General features: G+C 55.1%; 20 protein-coding genes and 2 tRNA genes. 15 read left to right on the forward strand and 7 right to left on the reverse strand.

Going from position 1 to position 22,863, the window contains the following annotated elements; translation table 11 throughout:
- The first annotated feature begins 44 nt into the window (after positions 1-44).
- Together C3406_RS23700 and C3406_RS23705 are read left to right on the forward strand one after the other, a co-directional pair.
- Positions 45-121: transfer RNA gene (locus C3406_RS23700), tRNA-Asp, on the forward strand.
- 50 nt (positions 122-171) lie between these two features.
- A tRNA-Trp gene (locus C3406_RS23705) sits at positions 172-247 on the forward strand.
- Positions 248-347: 100 nt separating this feature from the next.
- Here the strand turns inward: C3406_RS23705 and hdfR are convergent.
- Positions 348-1,169, reverse strand: coding sequence for an HTH-type transcriptional regulator HdfR (gene hdfR, locus C3406_RS23710; protein ID WP_103825305.1), 822 nt, complete (start codon positions 1,167-1,169; stop codon positions 348-350).
- Positions 1,170-1,287: 118 nt separating this feature from the next.
- Between hdfR and C3406_RS23715 the strand changes: the two genes are divergently transcribed.
- Positions 1,288-1,626 carry a MaoP family protein gene (locus C3406_RS23715; protein ID WP_103825306.1) on the forward strand — a complete coding sequence of 113 codons (339 nt, stop codon included), beginning with the start codon at positions 1,288-1,290 and terminating at the stop codon, positions 1,624-1,626.
- A 25-nt stretch (positions 1,627-1,651) separates the two neighbouring features.
- On the opposite strand, the gene C3406_RS23720 is transcribed toward C3406_RS23715, so the two are convergent.
- On the reverse strand, positions 1,652-3,172 hold the full coding sequence (locus C3406_RS23720) for a YifB family Mg chelatase-like AAA ATPase (protein ID WP_103825307.1): 1,521 nt from the start codon (positions 3,170-3,172) through the stop codon (positions 1,652-1,654).
- 342 nt (positions 3,173-3,514) lie between these two features.
- Here C3406_RS23720 and ilvL point away from each other — a divergent pair, with 342 nt between their 5' ends.
- The 6 genes from ilvL to ilvA all read left to right on the forward strand — a co-directional run bounded on the left by ilvL (position 3,515) and on the right by ilvA (position 10,070).
- Positions 3,515-3,613: an ilv operon leader peptide gene (gene ilvL, locus C3406_RS23725; RefSeq protein ID WP_001311244.1), complete on the forward strand. Its 99-nt coding sequence runs from the start codon at positions 3,515-3,517 to the stop codon at positions 3,611-3,613.
- Between the two features lie 139 nt (positions 3,614-3,752).
- Positions 3,753-5,399, forward strand: a complete 1,647-nt coding sequence (ilvG, locus tag C3406_RS23730; RefSeq protein ID WP_103825308.1) for an acetolactate synthase 2 catalytic subunit — start codon at positions 3,753-3,755, stop codon at positions 5,397-5,399.
- Complete coding sequence (gene ilvM, locus C3406_RS23735) at positions 5,396-5,665, forward strand: acetolactate synthase 2 small subunit (RefSeq protein WP_103177473.1); 270 nt, start codon at positions 5,396-5,398, stop codon at positions 5,663-5,665. Before ilvG ends, ilvM begins: the two co-directional genes overlap by 4 nt.
- A gap of 17 nt (positions 5,666-5,682) precedes the next feature.
- Positions 5,683-6,612: a branched-chain-amino-acid transaminase gene (ilvE, locus tag C3406_RS23740; RefSeq protein ID WP_103825309.1), complete on the forward strand. Its 930-nt coding sequence runs from the start codon at positions 5,683-5,685 to the stop codon at positions 6,610-6,612.
- Positions 6,613-6,672: 60 nt separating this feature from the next.
- Positions 6,673-8,523 (forward strand): dihydroxy-acid dehydratase, encoded by a 1,851-nt coding sequence (gene ilvD, locus C3406_RS23745; protein ID WP_103177471.1) that lies wholly within the window; start codon positions 6,673-6,675, stop codon positions 8,521-8,523.
- 2 nt (positions 8,524-8,525) lie between these two features.
- On the forward strand, positions 8,526-10,070 hold the full coding sequence (ilvA, locus tag C3406_RS23750; RefSeq protein WP_103825367.1) for a threonine ammonia-lyase, biosynthetic: 1,545 nt from the start codon (positions 8,526-8,528) through the stop codon (positions 10,068-10,070).
- Positions 10,071-10,108: 38 nt separating this feature from the next.
- On the opposite strand, the gene ilvY is transcribed toward ilvA, so the two are convergent.
- The gene (ilvY, locus tag C3406_RS23755; RefSeq protein ID WP_103825368.1) at positions 10,109-10,999 is read right to left on the reverse strand and encodes an HTH-type transcriptional activator IlvY; all 891 of its coding nucleotides are present in this window, start codon (positions 10,997-10,999) and stop codon (positions 10,109-10,111) included.
- A 151-nt stretch (positions 11,000-11,150) separates the two neighbouring features.
- On the opposite strand from ilvY, the gene ilvC reads away from it, so the two are divergent.
- Positions 11,151-12,626: a ketol-acid reductoisomerase gene (ilvC, locus tag C3406_RS23760; protein WP_103825310.1), complete on the forward strand. Its 1,476-nt coding sequence runs from the start codon at positions 11,151-11,153 to the stop codon at positions 12,624-12,626.
- Positions 12,627-12,793: 167 nt separating this feature from the next.
- Here the strand turns inward: ilvC and ppiC (C3406_RS23765) are convergent, their stop codons facing one another.
- Positions 12,794-13,075, reverse strand: coding sequence for a peptidylprolyl isomerase PpiC (gene ppiC, locus C3406_RS23765; protein ID WP_001140251.1), 282 nt, complete (start codon positions 13,073-13,075; stop codon positions 12,794-12,796).
- Between the two features lie 49 nt (positions 13,076-13,124).
- Positions 13,125-13,406 (reverse strand): peptidylprolyl isomerase PpiC, encoded by a 282-nt coding sequence (ppiC, locus tag C3406_RS23770; RefSeq protein ID WP_103825311.1) that lies wholly within the window; start codon positions 13,404-13,406, stop codon positions 13,125-13,127.
- 112 nt (positions 13,407-13,518) lie between these two features.
- Between ppiC (C3406_RS23770) and rep the strand changes: the two genes are divergently transcribed.
- Positions 13,519-15,540 carry a DNA helicase Rep gene (gene rep / locus C3406_RS23775; protein ID WP_103825312.1) on the forward strand — a complete coding sequence of 674 codons (2,022 nt, stop codon included), beginning with the start codon at positions 13,519-13,521 and terminating at the stop codon, positions 15,538-15,540.
- Between the two features lie 45 nt (positions 15,541-15,585).
- Here rep and gppA read toward each other — a convergent pair whose 3' ends face one another.
- Together gppA and rhlB are read right to left on the reverse strand one after the other, a co-directional pair.
- The gene (gene gppA, locus C3406_RS23780) at positions 15,586-17,070 is read right to left on the reverse strand and encodes a guanosine-5'-triphosphate,3'-diphosphate diphosphatase (protein ID WP_103825313.1); all 1,485 of its coding nucleotides are present in this window, start codon (positions 17,068-17,070) and stop codon (positions 15,586-15,588) included.
- Positions 17,071-17,074: 4 nt separating this feature from the next.
- The gene (gene rhlB, locus C3406_RS23785; RefSeq protein ID WP_103825314.1) at positions 17,075-18,340 is read right to left on the reverse strand and encodes an ATP-dependent RNA helicase RhlB; all 1,266 of its coding nucleotides are present in this window, start codon (positions 18,338-18,340) and stop codon (positions 17,075-17,077) included.
- A gap of 144 nt (positions 18,341-18,484) precedes the next feature.
- Here rhlB and trxA point away from each other — a divergent pair, with 144 nt between their 5' ends.
- The 4 genes from trxA to wzzE all read left to right on the forward strand — a co-directional run bounded on the left by trxA (position 18,485) and on the right by wzzE (position 22,814).
- Positions 18,485-18,814 carry a thioredoxin TrxA gene (gene trxA, locus C3406_RS23790; protein ID WP_006179218.1) on the forward strand — a complete coding sequence of 110 codons (330 nt, stop codon included), beginning with the start codon at positions 18,485-18,487 and terminating at the stop codon, positions 18,812-18,814.
- A gap of 337 nt (positions 18,815-19,151) precedes the next feature.
- On the forward strand, positions 19,152-20,411 hold the full coding sequence (gene rho / locus C3406_RS23795; protein ID WP_001054528.1) for a transcription termination factor Rho: 1,260 nt from the start codon (positions 19,152-19,154) through the stop codon (positions 20,409-20,411).
- A 240-nt stretch (positions 20,412-20,651) separates the two neighbouring features.
- Positions 20,652-21,755: a UDP-N-acetylglucosamine--undecaprenyl-phosphate N-acetylglucosaminephosphotransferase gene (gene wecA / locus C3406_RS23800; RefSeq protein WP_103825315.1), complete on the forward strand. Its 1,104-nt coding sequence runs from the start codon at positions 20,652-20,654 to the stop codon at positions 21,753-21,755.
- A 12-nt stretch (positions 21,756-21,767) separates the two neighbouring features.
- On the forward strand, positions 21,768-22,814 hold the full coding sequence (gene wzzE, locus C3406_RS23805; protein ID WP_103825316.1) for an ECA polysaccharide chain length modulation protein: 1,047 nt from the start codon (positions 21,768-21,770) through the stop codon (positions 22,812-22,814).
- The last annotated feature ends 49 nt before the right edge of the window (positions 22,815-22,863 follow it).

Raw genomic sequence — 22,863 nt, forward strand, 5'->3', positions numbered from 1 at the left:
TAGTAAACCGGGGCAATAAACCGGTAGTTACAGAAGTATTCGGTGGAGCGGTAGTTCAGTCGGTTAGAATACCTGCCTGTCACGCAGGGGGTCGCGGGTTCGAGTCCCGTCCGTTCCGCCACTTATTTAAACTAAGCCTGCTAATGTAGCAGGCTTAGTAGTAAGAAATTTAGGGGCGTAGCTCAGTTGGTAGAGCACCGGTCTCCAAAACCGGGTGTCGCGAGTTCGAGTCTCTCCGCCCCTGCCATATAAAGAATCCTTTGCTTCGGCGAAGGATTTTTTTTGCCTGTAATATTTCAACTTTCCCGCTCTTTAAGCCTTTAATTGCGTCCCTGCAATAGGCAGTTTTACTCCATCACATTGATTTTAAGTAGATCTTTGATCTGCCCCTGTTTGTCACTGTTCTGAAGCCAGATAGCGTACAGCGGCCTCTGGAGCAGGACTGAATCGGTGACCGCATACAGGCCTGGTTTATTACTGGCCCAGCGTTGTGGCAGCCAGGTACAACCTTTAAGCGCTGCGAGTTGTTGGCAGGCTATTTCAGCAGAACTGGTTGTCAGGATTGGAACATCGTCCGCTGCAATCAACCCCGCCTCATGGGGCTGGAAATCGGGGCCCCATTCAAGGCGCAGATAATTCAGGTCGCTTTTCAGAGCGGAAGGTTCGGCCGCATAGAGTCCCAGACTGAACTGCCCGAGAACCTGGCTGCTGAATTCATCCATTTTCGGTGCTTCGGTAGTGATCAGAAGATCCAGTTGTCTTTCATGCAGTTGCTTAACCAGCGACTGCCGTTGCGCAATACGCGCCTCAAACTGCAGATGCCCGTGAGAGCGATATAGCCGACTGAGCCACGGGCTAAGCATGCACTCCCATAGCGAGGCGCTGGCACCGATAGAGAACTCATTATGCTTTGAGGTATGGGCAACCTCTTTACGTGCCGCCTGCCAGGTGTTCATGAGCGTTTCGGCATACGGTAGAAGTTTCTCTCCCGCTGGCGTTAAGCGGATGTTGTTGCGATGGCGGGTGAAAAGGTTTACACCGAGCTGATTTTCAAGCTGTCGAATACGAAAGCTCACTGCCGACTGCGTCAGATAAAGCGCTTCTGCGGCGCGCCCAAAGTGGCGAGTTCTGCTCACTTCGAGAAAAGTTTTTAGCAATTCCGTATCCACGCGATTCTCCGCAAAATTATTTGTCGTTATGATTTAAATGTTTTGTTTGACGCTCTGTCAAGCGTAACTAATACTCCGCGCCATAAATAGCTCGGCCAAAGATATAGGAGCGTGTAGGATGGCGGAAAGCTTTACGACGACTAATCGTTTTTTCGACAACAAAAATTATCCACGCGGATTTTCTCGCCATGGTGATTTCACCATCAAAGAGGCACAACTGCTTGAGCGCCATGGTTATGCCTTCAATGAACTGGATTTGGGAAAACGTGAACCCTCCACTGAAGACGAAAAATCATTTGTTGCCGTCTGCCGTGGCGAGCGTGAGCCAGTAACGGAAGCGGAGCGCGTATGGATCAAATATTTGGCGCGTATCAAGCGTCCAAAGCGTTTCCATACTTTGTCTGGTGGTAAACCACAGATGGAAGGTGCGGAAGACTACACCGATTCAGACGATTAATAAAAAGGGGCTACGGCCCCTTTTTTTATGCCAGCATCTTTTGCAGGTGTAACAGCAGGCGGTCAATAGCGCGATAGCTCAGCGCTTCCTGTAGATGCCTGCGTTCAATATTTTCACACTCCTCCAGATCGGCAATAGTACGGGCAACTTTTAACAACCGCTGCCACGCACGTACTGACAGACCAAAGTGGGTAAGTGTCTCCTCCAGCCACAGCGCGTCGTCTGCCGCTAGCCGGCAAAAGGTGCGGATCTCTGCGTTATCCAGATGCGCGTTACGTTTCTTCTGCCTCGCAAGCTGTCTCTGCTGCGCGGCAATCACTCGGTTTCGCACGGTGAGGCTTGATTCCCCCGTTTTATGCGCGTGGCTTAGCAAGCCTGGCGGCGGTAGGGGGATCTCGAGCGATAGATCGAAGCGATCGAGGAATGGCCCGGACAAGCGACCCAAATAGCGCAGCGTCTGCTCGGGCGAGCAGCGATTATGATTGCCTTGATAGTGCCCCGTTGGGCTGGGGTTCATGGCGGCGATAAGCTGGAAGCGTGCCGGATAACTGATCTTGGCGCGGGTGCGGGAGATATTAATTTGTCCGGATTCGATGGGCTCGCGTAAGGCATCCAGTACGCGACGCTCAAACTCGGGCAATTCGTCCAGGAACAGGATGCCATTATGTGCCAGTGAGATCTCTCCCGGCGCAGGAATTGCGCCTCCACCCACCATGGCTACCAGCGAGGCACTATGATGCGGAGCCCGGAAAGGACGCTGACGCCATTGCTTATACATTGATGTGGCGCTGACCAGGCTTACGATAGCCGCGCTTTCCAGCGCCTCATGATTGCTGAGTGGCGGCAGCAGAGTGTTGAGCCGACTCGCGAGCATGGTTTTGCCGGTGCCGGGTGGGCCAATGAGCAACAGGTTATGCGCACCGGCTGCGGTGATCTCCAGCGCCCTCTTACCCTGTTCCTGACCGATGATATCGCTGATGTCACACTCGTTATGTTCGGCAACAAACGGCTCCCCAACGGGCGCGGCCAGCTCATGACGTCCCTCAAGAAAAGCGCATACCTCCTGCAGATGTTCAGCAACCAGGCAGCCTTTTTCTTCAATAAGGCTGACTTCTGCAGCATTATCTCTGGCGACGATAATCTCTCTACCAGCGCGTATAGCCGCCAGAGCGCCAGATATCGCGCCAGGAACCCCTCTTAACGCGCCTGTAAGCGCCAGCTCACCGACAAACTCATATGCGCTTATCCTGGAGGAGGAGAGCTGCTCAGAGGCGACGAGAAGCGCGATGGCGATAGGTAAATCGTATCGTCCGCCTTCCTTGGGGAGATCGGCTGGGGCCAGATTGATGGTGATCTTTTTGGCCGGGAAGGTATAACCACTATTGATGATCGCGCTGCGTACCCGGTCTCTGGCCTCCTTGACGGTGGTTTCGGGCAGGCCGACCAGCGTCAGGCCAGGCAGGCCATTACTGAGATGAACTTCGACGCAAATAAGCGGTGCTTCAACGCCTAATGCAGCGCGGGTATAGACAACCGACAATGACATAAATCGCCTCCTTGTCGTGCCACTATGTCATCTGTCTGACGCGATTTTTACCGTCATTTCGCGTTTTTACGCGGCCTGTTCCTGATTATTTTCCTTGAATTGCAATGTTTTCATCATCATGGAAGCCTGCTCGCAAAAGGGTAATAAGCTTGTCTTCTCACAGCGATTGCCCAGGAAAAAATGAAAATAATTCATTTTCTATTTTTGTCATAAAAAACAATGATTTTTATCTGAACTATTAGCGTAATAATCAAATGAATTATAAAAAAATGTTGTGTTTAATTCGATATCTGTGATAACTCTTTAGGTATTCCTTCGAACAAGATGCAAAAAGAACAGCAAATGACAGCCCTTCTACGAGTGATTAGCCTGGTCGTGATTAGCGTGGTGGTGATTATTATCCCACCGTGCGGGGCTGCACTTGGACGAGGAAAGGCTTAATAATCAAGCCTTAACGAACTAAGACCCCCGCACCGAAAGGTCCGGGGGTTTTTTTATGACCTTAAAACATAAGCGAGGAGCAGATGATGAGTAATAGCATAATATTCTGTTTCTCCCGATTTACGACGGGGAACTAACTATGAATGGCGCACAATGGGTAGTACATGCGTTGCGGGCGCAGGGAGTCGAGACAGTATTCGGTTACCCGGGTGGTGCAATTATGCCGATTTACGATGCTCTGTATGACGGCGGCGTGGAACATCTGTTGTGCCGACACGAGCAGGGCGCAGCAATGGCGGCCATCGGTTATGCGCGTGCTACAGGGAAAACCGGCGTCTGTATGGCGACCTCTGGCCCTGGCGCAACCAACCTGATCACCGGTCTGGCTGACGCACTGCTCGATTCCGTTCCCGTTGTGGCCATCACCGGTCAGGTCGCTTCACCCTTCATCGGCACCGATGCTTTCCAGGAAGTGGACGTCCTCGGTTTGTCACTGGCGTGTACGAAACACAGCTTCCTCGTCCAGTCACTCGAAGAGCTGCCTCGCGTCATGGCGGAGGCATTTGAGGTGGCAAACTCAGGCCGTCCTGGTCCGGTTCTGGTTGATATTCCTAAAGATATTCAGGTTGCGCTGGGCGAACTGGAGCCTCACTTCTCTACCGTTGAGAACGCTGATGATTTCCCGCATACCGAAGTAAATGAAGCGAGCCAGATGCTGGCCCATGCGCAAAAGCCGATCCTCTACGTGGGCGGCGGTGTAGGGATGGCGCAGGCCGTGCCAGCCCTGCGTGAATTTATCGCGGTTACCCAAATGCCCGCGACCTGCACATTGAAAGGGTTGGGCGCGGTGGATGCCGACTACCCGTACTATCTGGGTATGTTGGGGATGCACGGCACGAAAGCGGCCAACCTCGCGGTGCAGGAGTGCGACCTGTTGATCGCTGTGGGTGCGCGCTTTGACGATCGTGTCACCGGCAAGCTGAATACCTTCGCGCCGAATGCAAAAGTCATTCATATGGATATCGATCCGGCAGAAATGAACAAGCTCCGTCAGGCGCATGTGGCTTTGCAGGGCGATCTCAACGCGCTGCTGCCTGCGTTACAACAGCCCTTAGCGATTGACGCATGGCGTCAGCATGCGGCAGCAATGCGCCGCGAACATGCCTGGCGCTATGACCATCCGGGTGACGCTATCTATGCGCCGCTGCTGCTGAAACAGCTGTCGGATCGTAAGCCAGCCGACAGCGTAGTCACTACCGACGTGGGCCAGCACCAGATGTGGTCAGCCCAGCACATGACCTACACGCGCCCGGAAAATTTCATCACGTCCAGCGGCTTAGGCACGATGGGCTTTGGCTTGCCTGCCGCGGTGGGTGCCCAGGTGGCGCGCCCGGACGATACGGTCATCTGTATCTCCGGTGACGGCTCCTTCATGATGAACGTCCAGGAGCTGGGCACCATCAAGCGTAAGCAACTGCCGGTGAAGATCGTACTGCTGGATAACCAACGTTTAGGCATGGTTCGCCAGTGGCAGCAGCTCTTTTTCCAGGAGCGTTACAGCGAAACCACCCTGACCGATAACCCCGATTTCCTCGTTCTGGCCAGCGCCTTTGGCATCCCTGGCCAGCACATCATCCGTAAAGACCAGGTTGAAGCGGCACTTGATGAAATGTTGTCAAGCAAGGGGCCTTACCTGCTTCATGTCTCAATCGACGAGCTTGAGAATGTCTGGCCGTTGGTGCCGCCCGGCGCCAGTAACTCACAAATGCTGGAGAAATTATCATGATGCAACATCAGGTCGCCGTTCAGGCTCGCTTCAACCCGGAAACGTTAGAACGTGTATTGCGCGTGGTGCGCCATCGTGGGTTCCAGATCTGTTCGATGAACATGGAAACCGCCACCGACGCGCAGAACATAAATATTGAATTGACCGTTGCCAGTCAGCGCCCCGTCGAATTACTGTTTAGCCAGTTGAGCAAACTTGTCGACGTCGCCCGGGTTGATATCCAGCAGCGTGCCGCTTCATCACAAACACAACAAATCCGCGCCTGAGCGCAAAAGGAAGAAAAATGACGACGAAAAAAGCTGATTTCATTTGGTCCAATGGTGAGATGATTCGCTGGGAGGACGCTAAAGTCCACGTGATGTCCCACGCGCTTCACTACGGTACGTCTGTATTTGAAGGTATCCGTTGCTACGACTCACACAAAGGCCCGGTGGTGTTCCGTCATCGTGAACACATGCAGCGTCTGCGTGATTCAGCCAAAATTTATCGCTTCCCTGTTTCTCAGAGCGTCGACGAGCTGATGGAAGCTTGCCGCGCGGTGCTGCGTAAAAACAACCTGACCAGCGCCTATATTCGTCCGCTGGTTTTCGTAGGTGATGTGGGTATGGGCGTCAACCCGCCAGCCGGTTACACCACCGATGTGATCATCGCCGCGTTCCCGTGGGGAGCATACCTGGGCGCAGAAGCGCTGGAGCAGGGGATCGATGCGATGGTCTCCTCCTGGAACCGTGTGGCGCCAAATACCATTCCGACCGCAGCCAAAGCGGGCGGTAACTATCTCTCCTCCCTGCTGGTTGGCAGCGAAGCGCGCCGTCACGGCTATCAGGAAGGTATCGCCCTGGATGTGAACGGCTACATCTCTGAAGGTGCGGGTGAGAACCTGTTTGAAGTGAAAGATGGCGTTCTGTTCACTCCGCCATTCACCTCTTCCGCCCTGCCGGGTATCACCCGCGACGCCATTATCAAACTGGCACAGGATCTTGGCATTGAAGTGCGCGAGCAGGTGCTGTCCCGTGAATCGCTGTACCTGGCCGATGAAGTGTTCATGTCCGGTACCGCAGCAGAGATCACCCCTGTACGCAGCGTTGACGGCATTCAGGTCGGCGAAGGCCGCCGTGGCCCGGTCACTAAACGTATCCAGGAAGCCTTCTTCGGCCTCTTCACCGGCGAAACCGAAGATAAATGGGGTTGGTTGGACCAGGTTAATCCATAAGCATAAATATGGGACGGCACGCACCGTCCCATTTACCAGATAGACGGGAGTAAATAACGCATGCCTAAGTACCGTTCCGCCACCACCACTCACGGCCGCAACATGGCGGGTGCCCGCGCGCTGTGGCGCGCCACCGGAATGACCGACGCCGACTTCGGGAAACCGATTATCGCCGTGGTCAACTCTTTTACCCAGTTTGTGCCGGGCCACGTGCACCTGCGCGACCTCGGGAAGCTGGTTGCCGAGCAGATTGAAGCCTCCGGTGGTGTGGCGAAAGAGTTCAACACCATCGCCGTGGATGACGGGATCGCAATGGGGCACGGGGGCATGCTTTATTCACTGCCGTCGCGCGAGCTGATTGCCGACTCGGTGGAGTACATGGTGAACGCCCACTGTGCCGATGCCATGGTCTGTATCTCCAACTGCGACAAAATCACCCCAGGGATGCTGATGGCCTCCCTGCGCCTGAACATTCCGGTGATCTTCGTCTCCGGCGGCCCGATGGAAGCGGGTAAAACCAAGCTCTCCGATAAGATCATTAAGCTCGACCTGGTTGACGCGATGATTCAGGGCGCGGACCCGAAAGTCTCCGACGAGCAGAGCGAACAGGTTGAACGTTCAGCGTGCCCGACCTGCGGCTCTTGCTCCGGGATGTTCACCGCCAACTCAATGAACTGCCTGACCGAAGCGCTGGGCCTGTCTCAGCCGGGCAACGGCTCGCTGCTGGCGACCCACGCCGATCGTAAGGAGCTGTTTATCAATGCCGGTAAACGCATCGTTGAGCTGACCAAACGCTACTACGAGCAGGACGATGCCAGCGCGCTGCCGCGCAATATCGCCAGCAAAGCGGCATTTGAAAACGCCATGACGCTGGATATCGCTATGGGCGGTTCCACTAACACCGTTCTGCACCTGCTGGCCGCCGCGCAGGAAGCGGAGATCGACTTCACCATGAGTGATATCGACAAGCTCTCCCGCAAAGTGCCGCAGCTATGTAAGGTTGCGCCAAGCACGCAAAAATACCATATGGAAGATGTTCACCGTGCCGGTGGCGTGCTGGGGATCCTCGGTGAGCTGGATCGCGCCGGGTTGATGAACCGCGACGTGAAAAACGTGCTGGGCCTGACGCTGCCGCAGGCGCTGGATCAGTATGACGTGATGCTGACCAAAGATGAGTCAGTGAAAAAAATGTTCCGCGCCGGTCCGGCCGGTATCCGTACCACCCAGGCATTCTCGCAGGATTGTCGCTGGGACAGCCTGGATGACGATCGCGCTGAAGGTTGTATCCGCTCGCTGGAACATGCCTACAGTAAAGATGGTGGTCTGGCGGTGCTGTACGGCAACTTCGCGGAAAACGGCTGTATCGTTAAAACCGCGGGCGTGGACGACAGCATCCTGAAATTTACCGGCCCGGCAAAAGTCTACGAGAGCCAGGACGAGGCGGTAGAAGCGATCCTCGGCGGCAAAGTGGTTGAAGGCGATGTCGTGGTGATCCGCTACGAAGGGCCGAAAGGCGGGCCTGGAATGCAGGAGATGCTCTACCCGACCACCTTCCTGAAATCGATGGGCCTCGGTAAAGCCTGTGCGCTGATCACCGATGGGCGTTTCTCCGGCGGCACCTCCGGTCTCTCTATCGGCCACGTTTCGCCGGAAGCGGCCAGCGGCGGCAACATCGCGATCATCGAAGATGGCGATCTGATCGAAATCGACATTCCGAATCGCGGTATTCAGCTGAAACTGAGCGACCAGGAAATTGCAGCCCGCCGCGAAGCACAGGAAGCGCGTGGGGATAAAGCCTGGACGCCGAAAGATCGCCAGCGTGAAGTCTCTTTCGCCCTGCGCGCATACGCGACCCTCGCCACCAGTGCAGATAAAGGCGCAGTGCGCGATAAATCTAAACTTGGGGGTTAATGATGGCCGAATCCCAACCCTTATCCGCCGCCCCTGAGGGGGCGGAGTATCTCAGGGCGGTGCTACGTGCGCCGGTCTATGAAGCGGTGCAGGTCACGCCGCTGCAAAAAATGGACAAGCTCTCGGCGCGCCTCGATAACGTCATTCTGGTAAAACGTGAAGACCGTCAGCCGGTACACAGCTTTAAGCTGCGCGGCGCTTACGCGATGATGGCCGGCCTGACCGACGAGCAAAAAGCGCGTGGTGTGATCACCGCCTCGGCGGGCAACCATGCCCAGGGCGTGGCGTTCTCGTCTGCGCGTCTGGGGTTAAAAGCGCTGATTGTAATGCCGGTTGCCACGGCAGATATCAAAGTGGATGCGGTACGGGGTTTTGGCGGCGAAGTGCTGCTTCACGGTGCCAATTTTGACGAAGCGAAAGCCAAAGCGATCGAGCTGGCACAGCAGCAGGGATTTACCTGGGTGCCGCCGTTCGATCACCCGATGGTGATTGCTGGTCAGGGGACGCTGGCGCTGGAGCTGCTGCAGCAGGATGCCCATCTCGACCGCGTATTTGTGCCGGTCGGCGGCGGTGGCCTGGCGGCAGGCGTGGCGGTGCTGATCAAGCAGCTGATGCCGCAGATCAAAGTCATTGCCGTGGAAGCGGAAGACTCTGCCTGCCTGAAGGCGGCACTGGATGCCGGACACCCGGTAGACCTGCCGCGCGTTGGGTTGTTTGCCGAGGGCGTGGCGGTGAAACGCATCGGGGATGAAACCTTCCGTCTCTGCCAGGAGTATCTCGACGACATCATCACCGTCGACAGTGATGCCATCTGCGCGGCAATGAAAGATCTCTTCGAAGATGTGCGCGCGGTGGCAGAGCCGTCTGGCGCGCTGGCGCTGGCGGGGATGAAAAAATACATCGCCCAGCACAATATTCGCGGCGAGCGTCTGGCCCATGTCCTTTCCGGCGCTAACGTCAACTTCCACGGTCTGCGCTACGTTTCCGAGCGTTGCGAGCTGGGGGAACAGCGTGAAGCGCTGCTGGCGGTGACCATCCCGGAAGAGAAGGGCAGCTTCCTTAAGTTCTGTCAGCTGCTGGGCGGCCGTTCGGTAACAGAGTTTAACTACCGTTTTGCCGATGCCAAAGATGCCTGCATTTTTGTCGGCGTGCGTCTGAGCCGCGGTCTGGACGAGCGCAAAGAGATCCTCAACCTGCTGCACCAGGGGGGCTACAGCGTGGTGGATCTCTCCGACGACGAGATGGCGAAGCTGCACGTGCGCTACATGGTGGGCGGGCGTCCGTCTAAACCGTTACGGGAGCGTCTGTTCAGCTTCGAGTTCCCGGAATCGCCGGGTGCGCTACTCAAGTTCCTGCATACTCTGGGTACGCACTGGAACATCTCCCTGTTCCACTACCGCAGCCACGGCACCGACTATGGTCGCGTGCTGGCGGCGTTCGAACTTGGCGAGCACGAGCCGGATTTCGAAACGCGGCTGAATGAACTGGGCTACGAGTGTCATGACGAAACCCACAACCCGGCGTTCCGTTTCTTCCTGGCAGGTTAAGTGAATCGTAGGCCGGGTTAGCGCAGCGCCACCCGGCTTTAGTGGTTGGGCAATATTTTCCAGAACGCATCAATAAGCGGCTCATGCAGCCGCTTTTTTTGTGCGCAGACGCCAAGCTCAAACGGCGTTTTCTCGTCGCTGCGCTCCAGAATCATCACGCGGTTACGCACCGGCTCCGGACTGTTCTCCAGCACCACTTCCGGCAGCAGCGCCACGCCGCAGCCGAGCGCCACCATTGAAACCATCGCCTCATGGCCGCCCACTGTCGCATAGATGGAAGGGTTGCTGATTTTTTGACGACGGAACCACAGCTCAATGCGACGGCGCACCGGTCCCTGATCGGCCATGATAAAGGGCACCGTTGACCAGTCGGGCTTCTCCACCGACACCTGATTACGCACCGGGCAGGGCAGCGCCGGGGCAATCAACACCACCGCCAGATTTTCCAGCATCGAGAAGGCCACCGCCCCCGGCAGGGTTTCCGGCTTCCCGGCAATGGCCAGATCCGCTTCACCCGTCACTACCTTTTCCATCGCATCGGCGGCATCGCCGGTGGTGAGTTTAATCTCGACCGAGGGATGCTCCGCGCGGAAGCGGTCAAGAATGGGGGGAAGATGGCTGTAGGCGGCGGTCACCGAGCAGAAGATGTGGAGCTCGCCGGAGAGCGAGGGCCCCTGCTGGTCGATGGTGTGGCGCAGCTGCTGATACTGCAATAGCGTCTGCTGGGCAAACGCCCGCAACTCTTCCCCCGCTTCGGTGAGCGTCACCGTGCGGTTATCACGCACAAACAGCGGCTGGCCGAGATCTTCCTCCAGACGCTGGATCTGGCGGGAAAGCGTGGAGGGGCTGACATGCATCGCCCGTGCGCTGCGGCCAAAATGGCGGCTTTCCGCCAGATGCAGAAACATTTTTAGATCGCGTAAATCCACCGATTCCACTCCCCCTTTTTACATTGCAAATATTGCAACGTGACGTTGTGAATATATCAATTTCCGCAATAAATTTCCTGTTGTAATGTGGGTACATTCTCGCTGAACAGCGAACCGAACAATAAGACACACAACATCACGAGGTATCACCATGGCTAACTACTTCAACACACTGAACCTGCGCCAGCAGTTGGCGCAGCTGGGCAAATGCCGCTTTATGGCGCGCGATGAATTTGCCGATGGCGCAAGCTACCTTCAGGGTAAGAAAGTGGTCATCGTCGGCTGTGGCGCCCAGGGCCTGAACCAGGGTCTGAACATGCGCGACTCCGGCCTGGATATCTCTTATGCCCTGCGTAAAGAAGCGATTGCTGAGAAGCGTGCTTCCTGGCGCAAAGCGACCGAAAATGGTTTTAAAGTCGGTACCTACGAAGAGCTGATCCCACAGGCGGATCTGGTTGTTAACCTGACGCCAGACAAACAGCACTCTGACGTTGTGCGTTCCGTACAGCCTATGATGAAAGATGGCGCGGCGCTGGGTTATTCCCACGGCTTCAACATCGTTGAAGTGGGCGAGCAGATTCGTAAAGACATCACCGTCGTGATGGTGGCGCCAAAATGCCCGGGTACCGAAGTGCGTGAAGAGTACAAGCGTGGTTTCGGTGTGCCGACGCTGATCGCGGTTCACCCGGAAAACGACCCGAAAGGCGAAGGGATGGCGATCGCCAAAGCATGGGCAGCAGCCACCGGTGGTCACCGTGCGGGCGTGCTGGAGTCCTCCTTCGTTGCGGAAGTGAAATCTGACCTGATGGGTGAGCAGACTATCCTCTGCGGCATGCTGCAGGCCGGTTCTCTGCTCTGCTTCGACAAGCTGGTGGAAGAAGGCACCGACCCGGCATATGCGGAAAAACTGATTCAGTTCGGCTGGGAAACCATCACCGAAGCGCTGAAGCAGGGCGGCATCACCCTGATGATGGATCGCCTGTCTAATCCGGCGAAACTGCGTGCCTTTGCGCTGTCCGAGCAGCTGAAAACCATCATGGCGCCGCTGTTCCAGAAACATATGGACGACATTATCTCCGGCGAGTTCTCTTCCGGCATGATGGCTGACTGGGCCAACGACGACAAAAACCTGCTGACCTGGCGCGAAGAGACCGGTAAAACCGCGTTCGAAACTGCGCCACAGTATGAAGGCAAAATCGGCGAGCAGGAGTACTTCGATAAAGGCGTTCTGATGATTGCGATGGTGAAAGCGGGCGTTGAGCTGGCGTTCGAAACCATGGTGGATTCCGGCATCATCGAAGAGTCTGCGTACTATGAATCCCTGCACGAGCTGCCGCTGATCGCGAACACCATCGCCCGTAAGCGTCTGTACGAAATGAACGTGGTTATCTCCGATACCGCTGAATACGGTAACTACCTGTTCTCTTATGCCTGCGTACCGTTGCTGAAAGAGTTCATGACCACCCTGCAGCCAGGCGATCTGGGCAAAGCGATTGCCGAAGGTGCGGTAGATAATGCCCAGCTGCGTGACGTGAACGAAGCGATTCGCAGCCACGAGATCGAGAAAGTGGGTCAGAAGCTGCGTGGCTATATGACCGATATGAAACGTATCGCAGTAGCAGGCTAATTCCCCGTCGTCTTTCAGCTTGCAGGTGCGTTGGCTACGTTCGTACACCCCAGTCACATAGTTATCTATGCTCCTGGGGCTGTACTCACTTGCCGCCTTCCTGCAAACTGAAATCCTTAGGGGAATGCTTTGAGTTAAAAAACCGGTGCAGTAAGAGACCGGTTTTTTTAATTCCGGTACAGCACTTTAATGATGTGGTAACCGAACTGAGTGTGCAGCGGGCCGGTTGGCTCCAGCACCGGGCAGGAGAATACCACTTTATCGAACGCCGGGACCATCTGACCCTGGCGGAATTCACCCAGATCGCCGCCGCGTTTGCCTGACGGGCAAATAGAGTGCTTCTTCGCCAGCTTGCCGAAGTCGGCGCCGTTTTTAATCTGCTCCAGAAGATCCAGAGCCAGTTTCTCTTCTTTAACAAGAATATGCAGTGCTGCTGCTGTTTTTGCCATGATCGTGCCTTGAAGGGTTGAGTTAAATCGGGGCGCAATATACCACGCGTTAGCGGCGATACAGCACCTTAATGATATGGTAGCCATACTTCGTTTTGACCGGGCCGTAGGGTTTCAGCAGCGGGCAGCTAAAAACCGCCTCATCGAAAGGACCCACCATCACACCCTGCTTAAATTCCCCTAAATCGCCGCCGTTGCGCCCGGAGGGACATTTAGAGTAGCGCTTCGCCAGATGATCGAAGCTGATGCCGCGTTCCAGTTTGGCAAGGATCTCCTGCGCCAGCTTCTCTTCTTTTACCAGAATGTGCAGGGCCGCTGCGCTCTTTTTCATGGTTCTGCTCTCGGGGTTAATCGCGTTTTGTTCACTTTATCATTAGCCGGTAAATCTGCGCCCGGCTTTCTGCTACAATCCCCACCCCGTTCGAAGATTGAGCAATATTCCCATGCGTTTAAACCCTGGACAACAACAAGCGGTCGAATTCGTTACTGGACCATGCCTGGTGCTGGCAGGGGCGGGTTCCGGTAAAACCCGCGTCATCACCAACAAAATCGCTCACCTGATCCGCGGCTGCGGCTATCAGGCACGCCACATTGCCGCGGTGACCTTTACCAACAAAGCGGCGCGCGAGATGAAAGAGCGTGTCGGGCAGACGTTAGGGCGCAAAGAGGCCCGCGGCCTGATGATCTCCACCTTCCATACCCTGGGTCTGGATATCATTAAGCGCGAATATGCGGCGTTGGGGATGAAAGCCAACTTCTCGCTGTTTGACGATACCGATCAGGTGGCGTTGCTCAAGGAGCTGACCGAAGGGCTGATCGAAGATGACAAAGTGGTGCTGCAGCAGTTGATCTCCACGATCTCAAACTGGAAAAACGATCTGATGAGCCCTGCCCAGGCCGCCGCAAGCGCCAAAGGGGAGCGGGATCGGATCTTCGCCCACTGCTACAGCCTGTATAACGATCATCTTAAAGCCTGCAATGTGCTCGACTTTGACGACCTGATCCTGCTGCCTACGCTGCTGCTGCAAAGCAATGAAGAGGTGCGTGAGCGCTGGCAGAACAAGATCCGCTACCTGCTGGTGGATGAATATCAGGACACCAACACCAGCCAGTACGAGCTGGTGAAACTGCTGGTGGGTCAGCGGGCGCGTTTCACCGTGGTGGGCGACGATGACCAGTCGATCTACTCCTGGCGCGGCGCTCGTCCACAGAACCTGGTCCTGCTCAGTAAGGACTTCCCGGCGCTGCAGGTGATCAAGCTGGAGCAGAACTACCGCTCATCCGGGCGTATTCTGAAGGCGGCCAACATCCTGATCGCCAATAACCCACATGTGTTTGAAAAACGCCTCTTTTCCGAACTGGGATACGGCACGGAGCTGAAGGTGCTCAGCGCCAACAATGAAGATCACGAAGCCGAGCGCGTGGCGGGCGAACTAATTGCCCATCACTTCGTGAACAAAACCAACTACAAAGACTACGCCATTCTCTATCGCGGAAATCACCAGTCGCGCGTCTTTGAAAAGATGCTGATGCAGAACCGCATCCCGTACAAAATCTCCGGCGGGACCTCGTTCTTCTCGCGCCCGGAAATCAAGGATCTGCTCGCCTACCTGCGCGTGCTGACCAACCCGGATGATGACAGTGCTTTCCTGCGGATCGTCAATACGCCGAAGCGCGAGATTGGCCCGGCGACGCTGCAAAAACTGGGCGAGTGGGCGATGACCCGCAACAAGAGCCTGCTGAACGCCAGCTTTGATATGGGCCTGAGCCAGACCTTAACCGGGCGCGGCTATGAATCGCTGACCCGCTTTACCTACTGGTTGCGTGAAATCCAGCAGCTCAGCGAGCGGGAACCGATTAATGCGGTGCGGGATCTGATCCGCGGCATCGACTATGAATCCTGGCTGTATGAAACTTCCGCCAGCCCGAAAGCAGCCGAGATGCGGATGAAGAACGTTAACCAGCTCTTCACCTGGATGACCGAGATGCTGGAAGGTTCCGATATCGACGAGCCGATGACCCTGACCCAGGTCGTCACTCGCTTTACCCTGCGCGATATGATGGAGCGCGGCGAAAGCGAAGAGGAGGCGGATCAGGTGCAGCTGATGACCCTGCATGCCTCGAAAGGGCTTGAGTTCCCGTATGTCTATCTGGTGGGCATGGAAGAGGGCTTACTGCCGCACCAGAGCAGCATCGATGAGGATAACGTCGATGAAGAGCGTCGTCTGGCCTATGTAGGCATCACGCGGGCGCAAAAAGAGCTGACATTTACGCTGTGTAAGGAGCGGCGTCAGTATGGAGAGCTGGTGCGTCCGGAGCCGAGCCGCTTCCTGCTGGAGTTACCGCAGGATGATGTACTCTGGGAGCAGGAGCGCAAAGTGATTACCGCTGAAGAGCGGATGCATAAAGGCCAGGCCAGTATCGCCAATATTCGCGCCATGATGGAAAAAGCGAAAAATCGCTAGTCTGAAGGCCCGGTATGCGTAGCGCTACCGGGCATATTGTCGTAATTAATGAACCTCAAGCGCCCAGTGCACGTAGCTCTGCCACTGGGACTCCTGTACCAGCATTTCGGCACCCAGCGGATGCGTCTCCAGCCAGTTTTCCGGCAAGGTTAGCGTCAGCTTCTCACCTTCCGCCTTCAGCGTGATGGCCGGCAACAGATCGTCCCGGCGACGGCTGGCAAAGAGGATCGCCAGACGCAGCAGGCGGCACAGATGTTCCGCCACGCGCGGCGGAACCGCGTTTTGCTGGTGGAGCGAAGAGAGATCGACAGGGTTGGTCTGGTTTAACAGCAGCGTGGCCAACAATTTCTTTTGCGCCGGGGTAAAGCCGGGCAAATCGAGATTGCGCACCAGATACGCCGCATGCAGCGGCGCTTGTTTGAAATCGACGCTCAGGCCAATTTCATGTAACTGGCAGGCGCTAAGCAGTAATTCGCGGCAGATGGGCTCAATATGCCACTCATTTTCGACGAGATCGAGGAAACGTGTCGCCAGATTCGCTACCCGGTGCGCCTGTTCAATATCGACCATGAACCGGCGCTGGATGTTGCGCAGCGTGTGGTCGCGAATATCCTGATCGACCGCCAGATGCAACATGCCGTAGACCAGCCCTTCCCGCAGCGCGCCGCCCGCAAGGGTCATGCACTGAATATTCAGTTCGGTGAAAATGGCAATCAGGATCGCCAGCCCGCTCGGGAAGACCAGCGCGCGCTCAAGGGTGAGTCCTTCAATTTCCAGCTCTTCCAGGCGGCCGCAAAGGATCGCGCGCTGTTTTAACTGCTGAAGTTTCGCCAGCGTGATGCGCTCATCCATCCCCTGCGCCATCATGATTTCCTGCAACGCCTGAACGGTGCCGGAAGCACCGACGCAGACTTTCCAGCCGTGATAACGCAGCTCATCCGACACCGGACGCAGCACCTCGCGCGCGGCTTTTTCCGCGTCATCAAAGTTTTCTTGCGCCAGATTGCGATCGGTAAAGTAGCGTTCAAGCCAGGTGACACAACCCATCGATAAGCTGTTCAGGGATGTCGCCTGGGCGCCATTACCGGTGACCAGCTCAGTGCTTGCGCCACCGATATCCACCACCAGACGACGCTCGTCACCGCCCGTGGTATGCGCTACTCCCTGATAAATCAGGCGGGCTTCTTCTTCACCACTGATCACCTGTATCGGGCAGCCGAGGATCTGCTGGGCCGTGGCAATAAATTCACCGGCATTCACCGCCAGACGCAGGGTTGCGGTAGCGACAACGCGGATTTGCTGAGAAGGGATATCCTGCAGGCGTTCGGCAAAAAGGCGCAGACATTGCCAGCCGCGCTCCATGGCTTCTGGAGAGAGGTGATTATCAGCACTCAGGCCCGCCGCGAGGCGGACCTTGCGCTTAATACGCGTCAGCGTTTGAACACTGCCCGCCACCTCGCGTACAACCAGCATATGAAAACTATTCGAACCTAAATCAATAGCTGCATAGAGCGAGGTAGACCGGAGCATATTTTTAGCCTGAACGACGACGATTACGCGGTGCGCTGTTACGGCGCGGACCATTGCCAGAACGCGCGCGGGTCAGGCGTTTCGGCGGTGGAAGTTCGCTCAACAGCGCTTCCGGGTTGTATTTGCTGACCGGAATTGAGTGGCCGATATAGGTCTCAATTGCTGGCAGGTTCAGCGCGTACTCTTCACAGGCCAGGCTGATGGAGTGCCCGCTGGCACCCGCACGACCGGTACGCCCGATACGGTGAACGTAATCTTCGCAGTCGTCCGGCAGGTCATAGTTGAAGACATGCGTAACCGCCGGGATGTGCAGACCGCGCGCGGCGACATCCGTTGCAACCAGAATATCCAGATCGCCACGGGTGAACTCTTCAAGAATGCGCAGACGTTTTTTCTGTGCGACGTCGCCCGTCAACAGACCAACACGGTGTCCATCCGCAGCCAGGTGGCCCCAGATATCTTCACAGCGATGTTTGGTATTGGCGAAAACGATGGCACGATCCGGCCACTCTTCTTCAATGAGCGACTGCAGCAGACGCATTTTCTCTTCGTTAGAAGGGTAAAAAAGCTCTTCTTTAATACGGTGGCCGGTTTTCTGTTCCGGTTCCACTTCGACGTATTCGGCGTTGTTCATCTGTTCGAACGCCAGTTCACGGACGCGATAAGAGAGCGTAGCCGAGAACAGCATATTCAGACGCTGGTTAGCGGCAGGCATGCGGCGGAACAGCCAGCGGATATCTTTAATAAAGCCGAGATCGTACATGCGATCGGCTTCGTCCAGCACCACAACCTGGATAGCGCCGAGGTTAATGTGGTTCTGCTTCGCGTAATCGATAAGACGGCCGGTGGTGCCGATCAGAATATCGACGCCGCTTTCCAGCACTTTCAGCTGTTTGTCATAACCGTCACCGCCGTAGGCCAGGCCGAGTTTCAGGCCGGTAGCTTGCGCCAGGGGTTCTGCATCAGCGTGGATCTGTACCGCCAGTTCTCGCGTCGGTGCCATAATCAGCGCGCGCGGTTGGTTAACTTTACGGTCAGCAATTGCCGGATGAGAGAGTAAATAATGAAACGTTGACGTTAAAAACGCCATCGTTTTGCCGGTACCGGTTTGCGCCTGCCCTGCAACGTCGCGACCCGCCAGCGTCAGCGGAAGGGCGAGAGCCTGAATGGGCGTGCAGTTATGAAACCCTTTATTTTCAAGGGCTTCAATCACCTTTGGGTGCAGGGCGAAGTCGGAAAACTTCTGTTCTGTTAAATGTGTTTTGCTCATAGTGTGGTAGAATATCAGCTTACTATTGCTTTACGAAAGCGTATCCGGTGAAATAAAGTCAACCTTTAGTTGGTTAATGCTACATCAACAGGTCGTTGATGGATGCGAGATCAACGCGCTAGGCTTATTCCTGTGGAGTTATATATGAGCGATAAAATTATTCACCTGACTGACGACAGTTTTGACACGGACGTACTTAAAGCTGACGGGCTGATCCTCGTCGATTTCTGGGCTGAATGGTGTGGTCCTTGCAAAATGATCGCCCCGATTCTGGATGAGATCGCCGACGAATATCAGGGCAAACTGACCGTGGCTAAACTGAACATCGACCAGAACCCGGGCACCGCGCCAAAATATGGCATCCGCGGCATCCCGACTCTGCTGCTGTTTAAGAACGGTGAAGTGGCAGCGACTAAAGTGGGCGCACTGTCCAAAGGTCAGCTGAAAGAGTTCCTGGACGCCAATCTGGCGTAAGGCTTCTCGTCCGTGCGTCCAGGGTTTCTAAATTGTTTGGATCTCTGGACGCCCGGCTTGAGTCGTGCTAAGTTAGCTATGACTTCGTTTTAAACATACCTTGTTGTTTGAATCTTGTTTTACCCGATACTTCCCGTTGTTGACATAAACAGCGCGAGAAGTGGATAGATTCCGGGCTTGTCACTCAATCCGTCTTGTCGTTTCAGTTCTGTGCTTTCCCTGTGAGCAGACAGCGAACAGACATGAGTTGATAGCCGTTAACAGGCATGGATGACCCTGCCATACCATTCACAAATTAAGTTCGAGTATTACCCCGAGTTTAAGAACCCACACCATTATGAATCTTACCGAATTAAAGAATACGCCGGTTTCTGAGCTGATCACTCTCGGCGAAAATATGGGGCTGGAAAACCAGGCTCGTATGCGCAAGCAGGACATCATTTTTGCCATCCTGAAGCAGCACGCAAAGAGTGGCGAAGATATCTTTGGCGACGGTGTGCTGGAGATATTGCAGGACGGATTTGGTTTCCTCCGCTCTGCAGACAGCTCCTACCTCGCCGGTCCTGATGATATCTACGTTTCTCCCAGCCAAATCCGCCGTTTCAACCTCCGCACTGGTGACACCATTTCAGGTAAGATTCGTCCTCCTAAAGAGGGTGAACGCTACTTTGCGCTGTTGAAAGTTAACGAAGTTAACTACGACAAACCAGAAAACTCGCGCAATAAGATCCTGTTCGAAAACTTAACGCCGCTGCACGCGAACTCTCGCCTGCGCATGGAGCGTGGTAACGGTTCTACCGAAGACTTAACCGCTCGCGTTCTGGATCTGGCTTCGCCAATTGGTCGTGGCCAGCGTGGTCTGATTGTCGCTCCGCCAAAAGCGGGTAAAACCATGCTGCTGCAGAACATCGCCCAGAGCATCGCTTACAACCACCCAGACTGCGTACTGATGGTACTGCTGATTGACGAACGTCCGGAAGAAGTGACCGAGATGCAGCGTCTGGTGAAAGGTGAAGTTGTTGCTTCGACCTTTGACGAACCTGCCTCCCGCCACGTTCAGGTCGCTGAAATGGTTATCGAGAAGGCGAAGCGTCTGGTTGAACATAAGAAAGACGTTATCATCCTGCTCGACTCCATCACCCGTCTGGCGCGTGCCTACAACACCGTGGTTCCGGCGTCCGGTAAAGTCTTGACCGGTGGTGTGGATGCCAACGCCCTGCATCGTCCGAAGCGTTTCTTCGGTGCTGCGCGTAACGTGGAAGAGGGCGGTAGCCTGACCATCATCGCAACCGCGCTGATCGACACCGGTTCGAAGATGGATGAAGTGATTTACGAAGAGTTTAAAGGTACAGGCAACATGGAACTGCACCTGTCGCGTAAAATCGCTGAAAAACGCGTCTTCCCGGCTATCGACTACAACCGTTCCGGTACCCGTAAAGAAGAGCTGCTCACCACTCAGGAAGAGCTGCAGAAAATGTGGATCCTGCGCAAAATTATCCATCCAATGGGTGAAATCGACGCGATGGAATTCCTCATTAACAAGCTGGCGATGACGAAAACTAACGATGATTTCTTCGATATGATGAAACGCTCGTAATATAAATAAAGCGCCGAAACGCCACGTTTTTACGTGGCGTTTTTCTTTTATGGCTTATACGCTGTAACGGTAAGCTGTCAAATTATTCTGCCAGGGACGAAAATCGGAATTTTCGTCAAAGTAGAAAAGTAATTGTCTGAAAAATAAACAAAGGGACTTGGGTGAGGCCTGCTTTTTCCTTCTGGAGCCGAGCCTTCAAGGTTATACTTTCGGGATTAACATTTGTTGAGAGCATCCATTGTGAATCTACTCACTGCGGTGACTGAGCTAATCAGTATTTTTCTTTTCACCACCTGCTTTTTATTCCTCGCCCGTAAGGTCGCGAAGAGAATCGGACTGGTGGATAAGCCCAATTATCGTAAACGCCATCAAGGCTTGATTCCGCTGGTTGGTGGGATCTCTGTTTACGCGGGTATCTGCTTCACCTTCGCCATTGCGGATTATTACATTCCTCATGCAGCACTCTACCTGGCCTGCGCCGGTGTGCTGGTGCTGGTGGGGGCGCTGGACGACCGATACGACATCAGCGTCAAATTCCGCGCCGCGGTTCAGGCGGCTATCGGCGTCATCATGATGGTAGTGGGGAAATTGTATCTCAGCAGCCTTGGCTACATTTTTGGCACCTGGGAGATGGTACTGGGGCCATTCGGCTACTTCCTGACGCTATTTGCCGTGTGGGCGGCGATTAACGCCTTTAACATGGTAGACGGCATTGACGGTCTGCTTGGCGGACTCTCCAGCGTCTCCTTCGCGGCTATCGGCATCATCCTCTGGTTCGACGGCCAGTACAGCCTGTCGATGTGGTGCTTCGCGATGATCGCCGCCATTCTGCCTTATATCTGCCTTAATCTCGGTGTACTGGGGCGTCGCTACAAAGTCTTTATGGGTGATGCCGGAAGTACGCTGATTGGCTTTACCGTTATCTGGATCCTGCTGGAAACCACCCAGGGTAATACCCATCCAATCAGTCCGGTGACAGCCCTGTGGATCATCGCCATTCCGCTGATGGATATGGTGGCAATTATGTACCGCCGTCTGCGTAAAGGCATGAGCCCCTTCTCCCCGGACCGCCAGCATATTCACCATCTTATTATGCGCGCCGGCTTCACCTCACGTCAGGCATTTGTCTTAATTACGCTGGCCGCTGCGCTGTTAGCCGGCATTGGCGTTGCCGCAGAATATGCACATTTCATTCCTGAATGGGTAATGTTGGTATTATTCTTGCTAGCATTTTTCCTGTACGGCTACTGTATTAAACGCGCATGGAAAGTGGCGCGCTTTATTAAACGCGTAAAACGCCGTATGCGTAGAAATAATGGCAACAACCCAACTTTAACTAAGTAAATCGGGACTGTAATGACTCAACCGTTGGCGGGAGCAAAATCAGTGGTAACTGAGAATGAGCTGGATGTTCGTGGCTTGTTCCGCGTGTTATGGGCGGGCAAGTTTTGGATTGCAGGCATTGCGCTGGGCTTCGCACTTATCGCCCTGGCCTATACCTTTTTCGCCAGACAAGAATGGAGCGCGACGGCGATTACCGACCGTCCAACAGTGAACATGCTCGGAGGCTTCTACTCTCAGCAACAGTTTTTGCGGAATCTGGATGTAAAAGCGAATCCTGCAACCGCCGACCAGTCCTCGGTAATGGACGAGTCCTACAAAGAGTTTGTTATGCAGCTCGCCTCCTGGGATACGCGCCGCGATTTCTGGAACCAGACCGACTATTTCAAACAGCGAATGGTCGGCAACAGCAAAGCCGATGCCGCCCTGCTGGATGAGCTGATCAACAACATCCAGTTTATGGCGGGGGATCCGCTGCGCAACATTAACGACAGCGTCAAGCTAATCGCTGAAACGGCGCCGGATGCTAACAACCTGCTGCGTCAGTATGTCGCTTTTGCCAGCCAGCGCGCGGCAAGCCATCTTAATGATGAGCTGAAAGGCGCCTGGGCGGCACGTACCGTGCAGATGAAAGCGCAGGTCAAACGTCAGGAAGAGGTGGCCAAAGCCATCTTTAACCGCCGGGTGAATAACATCGATCAGGCGCTGAAGATTGCGGAAAAGAGCAATATCTCGCGCAGCGAAACCGACGTGCCTGCCGATGAACTGCCCGATTCTGAAATGTTCCTGCTGGGTCGTCCTATGCTCCAGGCGCGCCTGGAAAATCTGCAGGCCGTAGGGCCAGATTTTGACCTCGATTACGACCAGAACCGCGCCATGCTCAACACCCTCAACGTAGGTCCGACACTGGACCCGCGTTTTCAGACCTATCGTTATTTGCGAACACCTGAAGAACCTGTAAAACGCGATAGTCCACGTCGCGCATTCCTGATGATTATGTGGGGGATTATGGGTGCTTTAATTGGCGCAGGCGTGGCATTAACCCGTCGTCGCAAAATTTAAGAACGCCATCTACGATGAAGGCTCCTGGCCTTCATCGCTTAATCGAAGA

Source organism: Leclercia sp. LSNIH8 (assembly GCF_002920195.1).
Classification (GTDB): domain Bacteria; phylum Pseudomonadota; class Gammaproteobacteria; order Enterobacterales; family Enterobacteriaceae; genus Enterobacter.

Excerpts from the sequence above, each read along its gene's own strand:
- ppiC (WP_001140251.1), bottom strand. The coding sequence starts at position 13,075 with ATGGCAAAAACAGCAGCAGCACTGCATATTCTTGTTAAAGAAGAGAAA.
- ilvC (WP_103825310.1), top strand. The coding sequence starts at position 11,151 with ATGGCTAACTACTTCAACACACTGAACCTGCGCCAGCAGTTGGCGCAG.
- ilvE (WP_103825309.1), top strand. The coding sequence starts at position 5,683 with ATGACGACGAAAAAAGCTGATTTCATTTGGTCCAATGGTGAGATGATT.
- rep (WP_103825312.1), top strand. The coding sequence starts at position 13,519 with ATGCGTTTAAACCCTGGACAACAACAAGCGGTCGAATTCGTTACTGGA.
- rho (WP_001054528.1), top strand. The coding sequence starts at position 19,152 with ATGAATCTTACCGAATTAAAGAATACGCCGGTTTCTGAGCTGATCACT.
- gppA (WP_103825313.1), bottom strand. The coding sequence starts at position 17,070 with ATGCTCCGGTCTACCTCGCTCTATGCAGCTATTGATTTAGGTTCGAAT.
- ilvD (WP_103177471.1), top strand. The coding sequence starts at position 6,673 with ATGCCTAAGTACCGTTCCGCCACCACCACTCACGGCCGCAACATGGCG.
- rhlB (WP_103825314.1), bottom strand. The coding sequence starts at position 18,340 with ATGAGCAAAACACATTTAACAGAACAGAAGTTTTCCGACTTCGCCCTG.
- C3406_RS23715 (WP_103825306.1), top strand. The coding sequence starts at position 1,288 with ATGGCGGAAAGCTTTACGACGACTAATCGTTTTTTCGACAACAAAAAT.
- ilvM (WP_103177473.1), top strand. The coding sequence starts at position 5,396 with ATGATGCAACATCAGGTCGCCGTTCAGGCTCGCTTCAACCCGGAAACG.
- ilvG (WP_103825308.1), top strand. The coding sequence starts at position 3,753 with ATGAATGGCGCACAATGGGTAGTACATGCGTTGCGGGCGCAGGGAGTC.
- C3406_RS23720 (WP_103825307.1), bottom strand. The coding sequence starts at position 3,172 with ATGTCATTGTCGGTTGTCTATACCCGCGCTGCATTAGGCGTTGAAGCA.
- wzzE (WP_103825316.1), top strand. The coding sequence starts at position 21,768 with ATGACTCAACCGTTGGCGGGAGCAAAATCAGTGGTAACTGAGAATGAG.
- ilvL (WP_001311244.1), top strand. The coding sequence starts at position 3,515 with ATGACAGCCCTTCTACGAGTGATTAGCCTGGTCGTGATTAGCGTGGTG.
- trxA (WP_006179218.1), top strand. The coding sequence starts at position 18,485 with ATGAGCGATAAAATTATTCACCTGACTGACGACAGTTTTGACACGGAC.
- ilvA (WP_103825367.1), top strand. The coding sequence starts at position 8,526 with ATGGCCGAATCCCAACCCTTATCCGCCGCCCCTGAGGGGGCGGAGTAT.
- ppiC (WP_103825311.1), bottom strand. The coding sequence starts at position 13,406 with ATGAAAAAGAGCGCAGCGGCCCTGCACATTCTGGTAAAAGAAGAGAAG.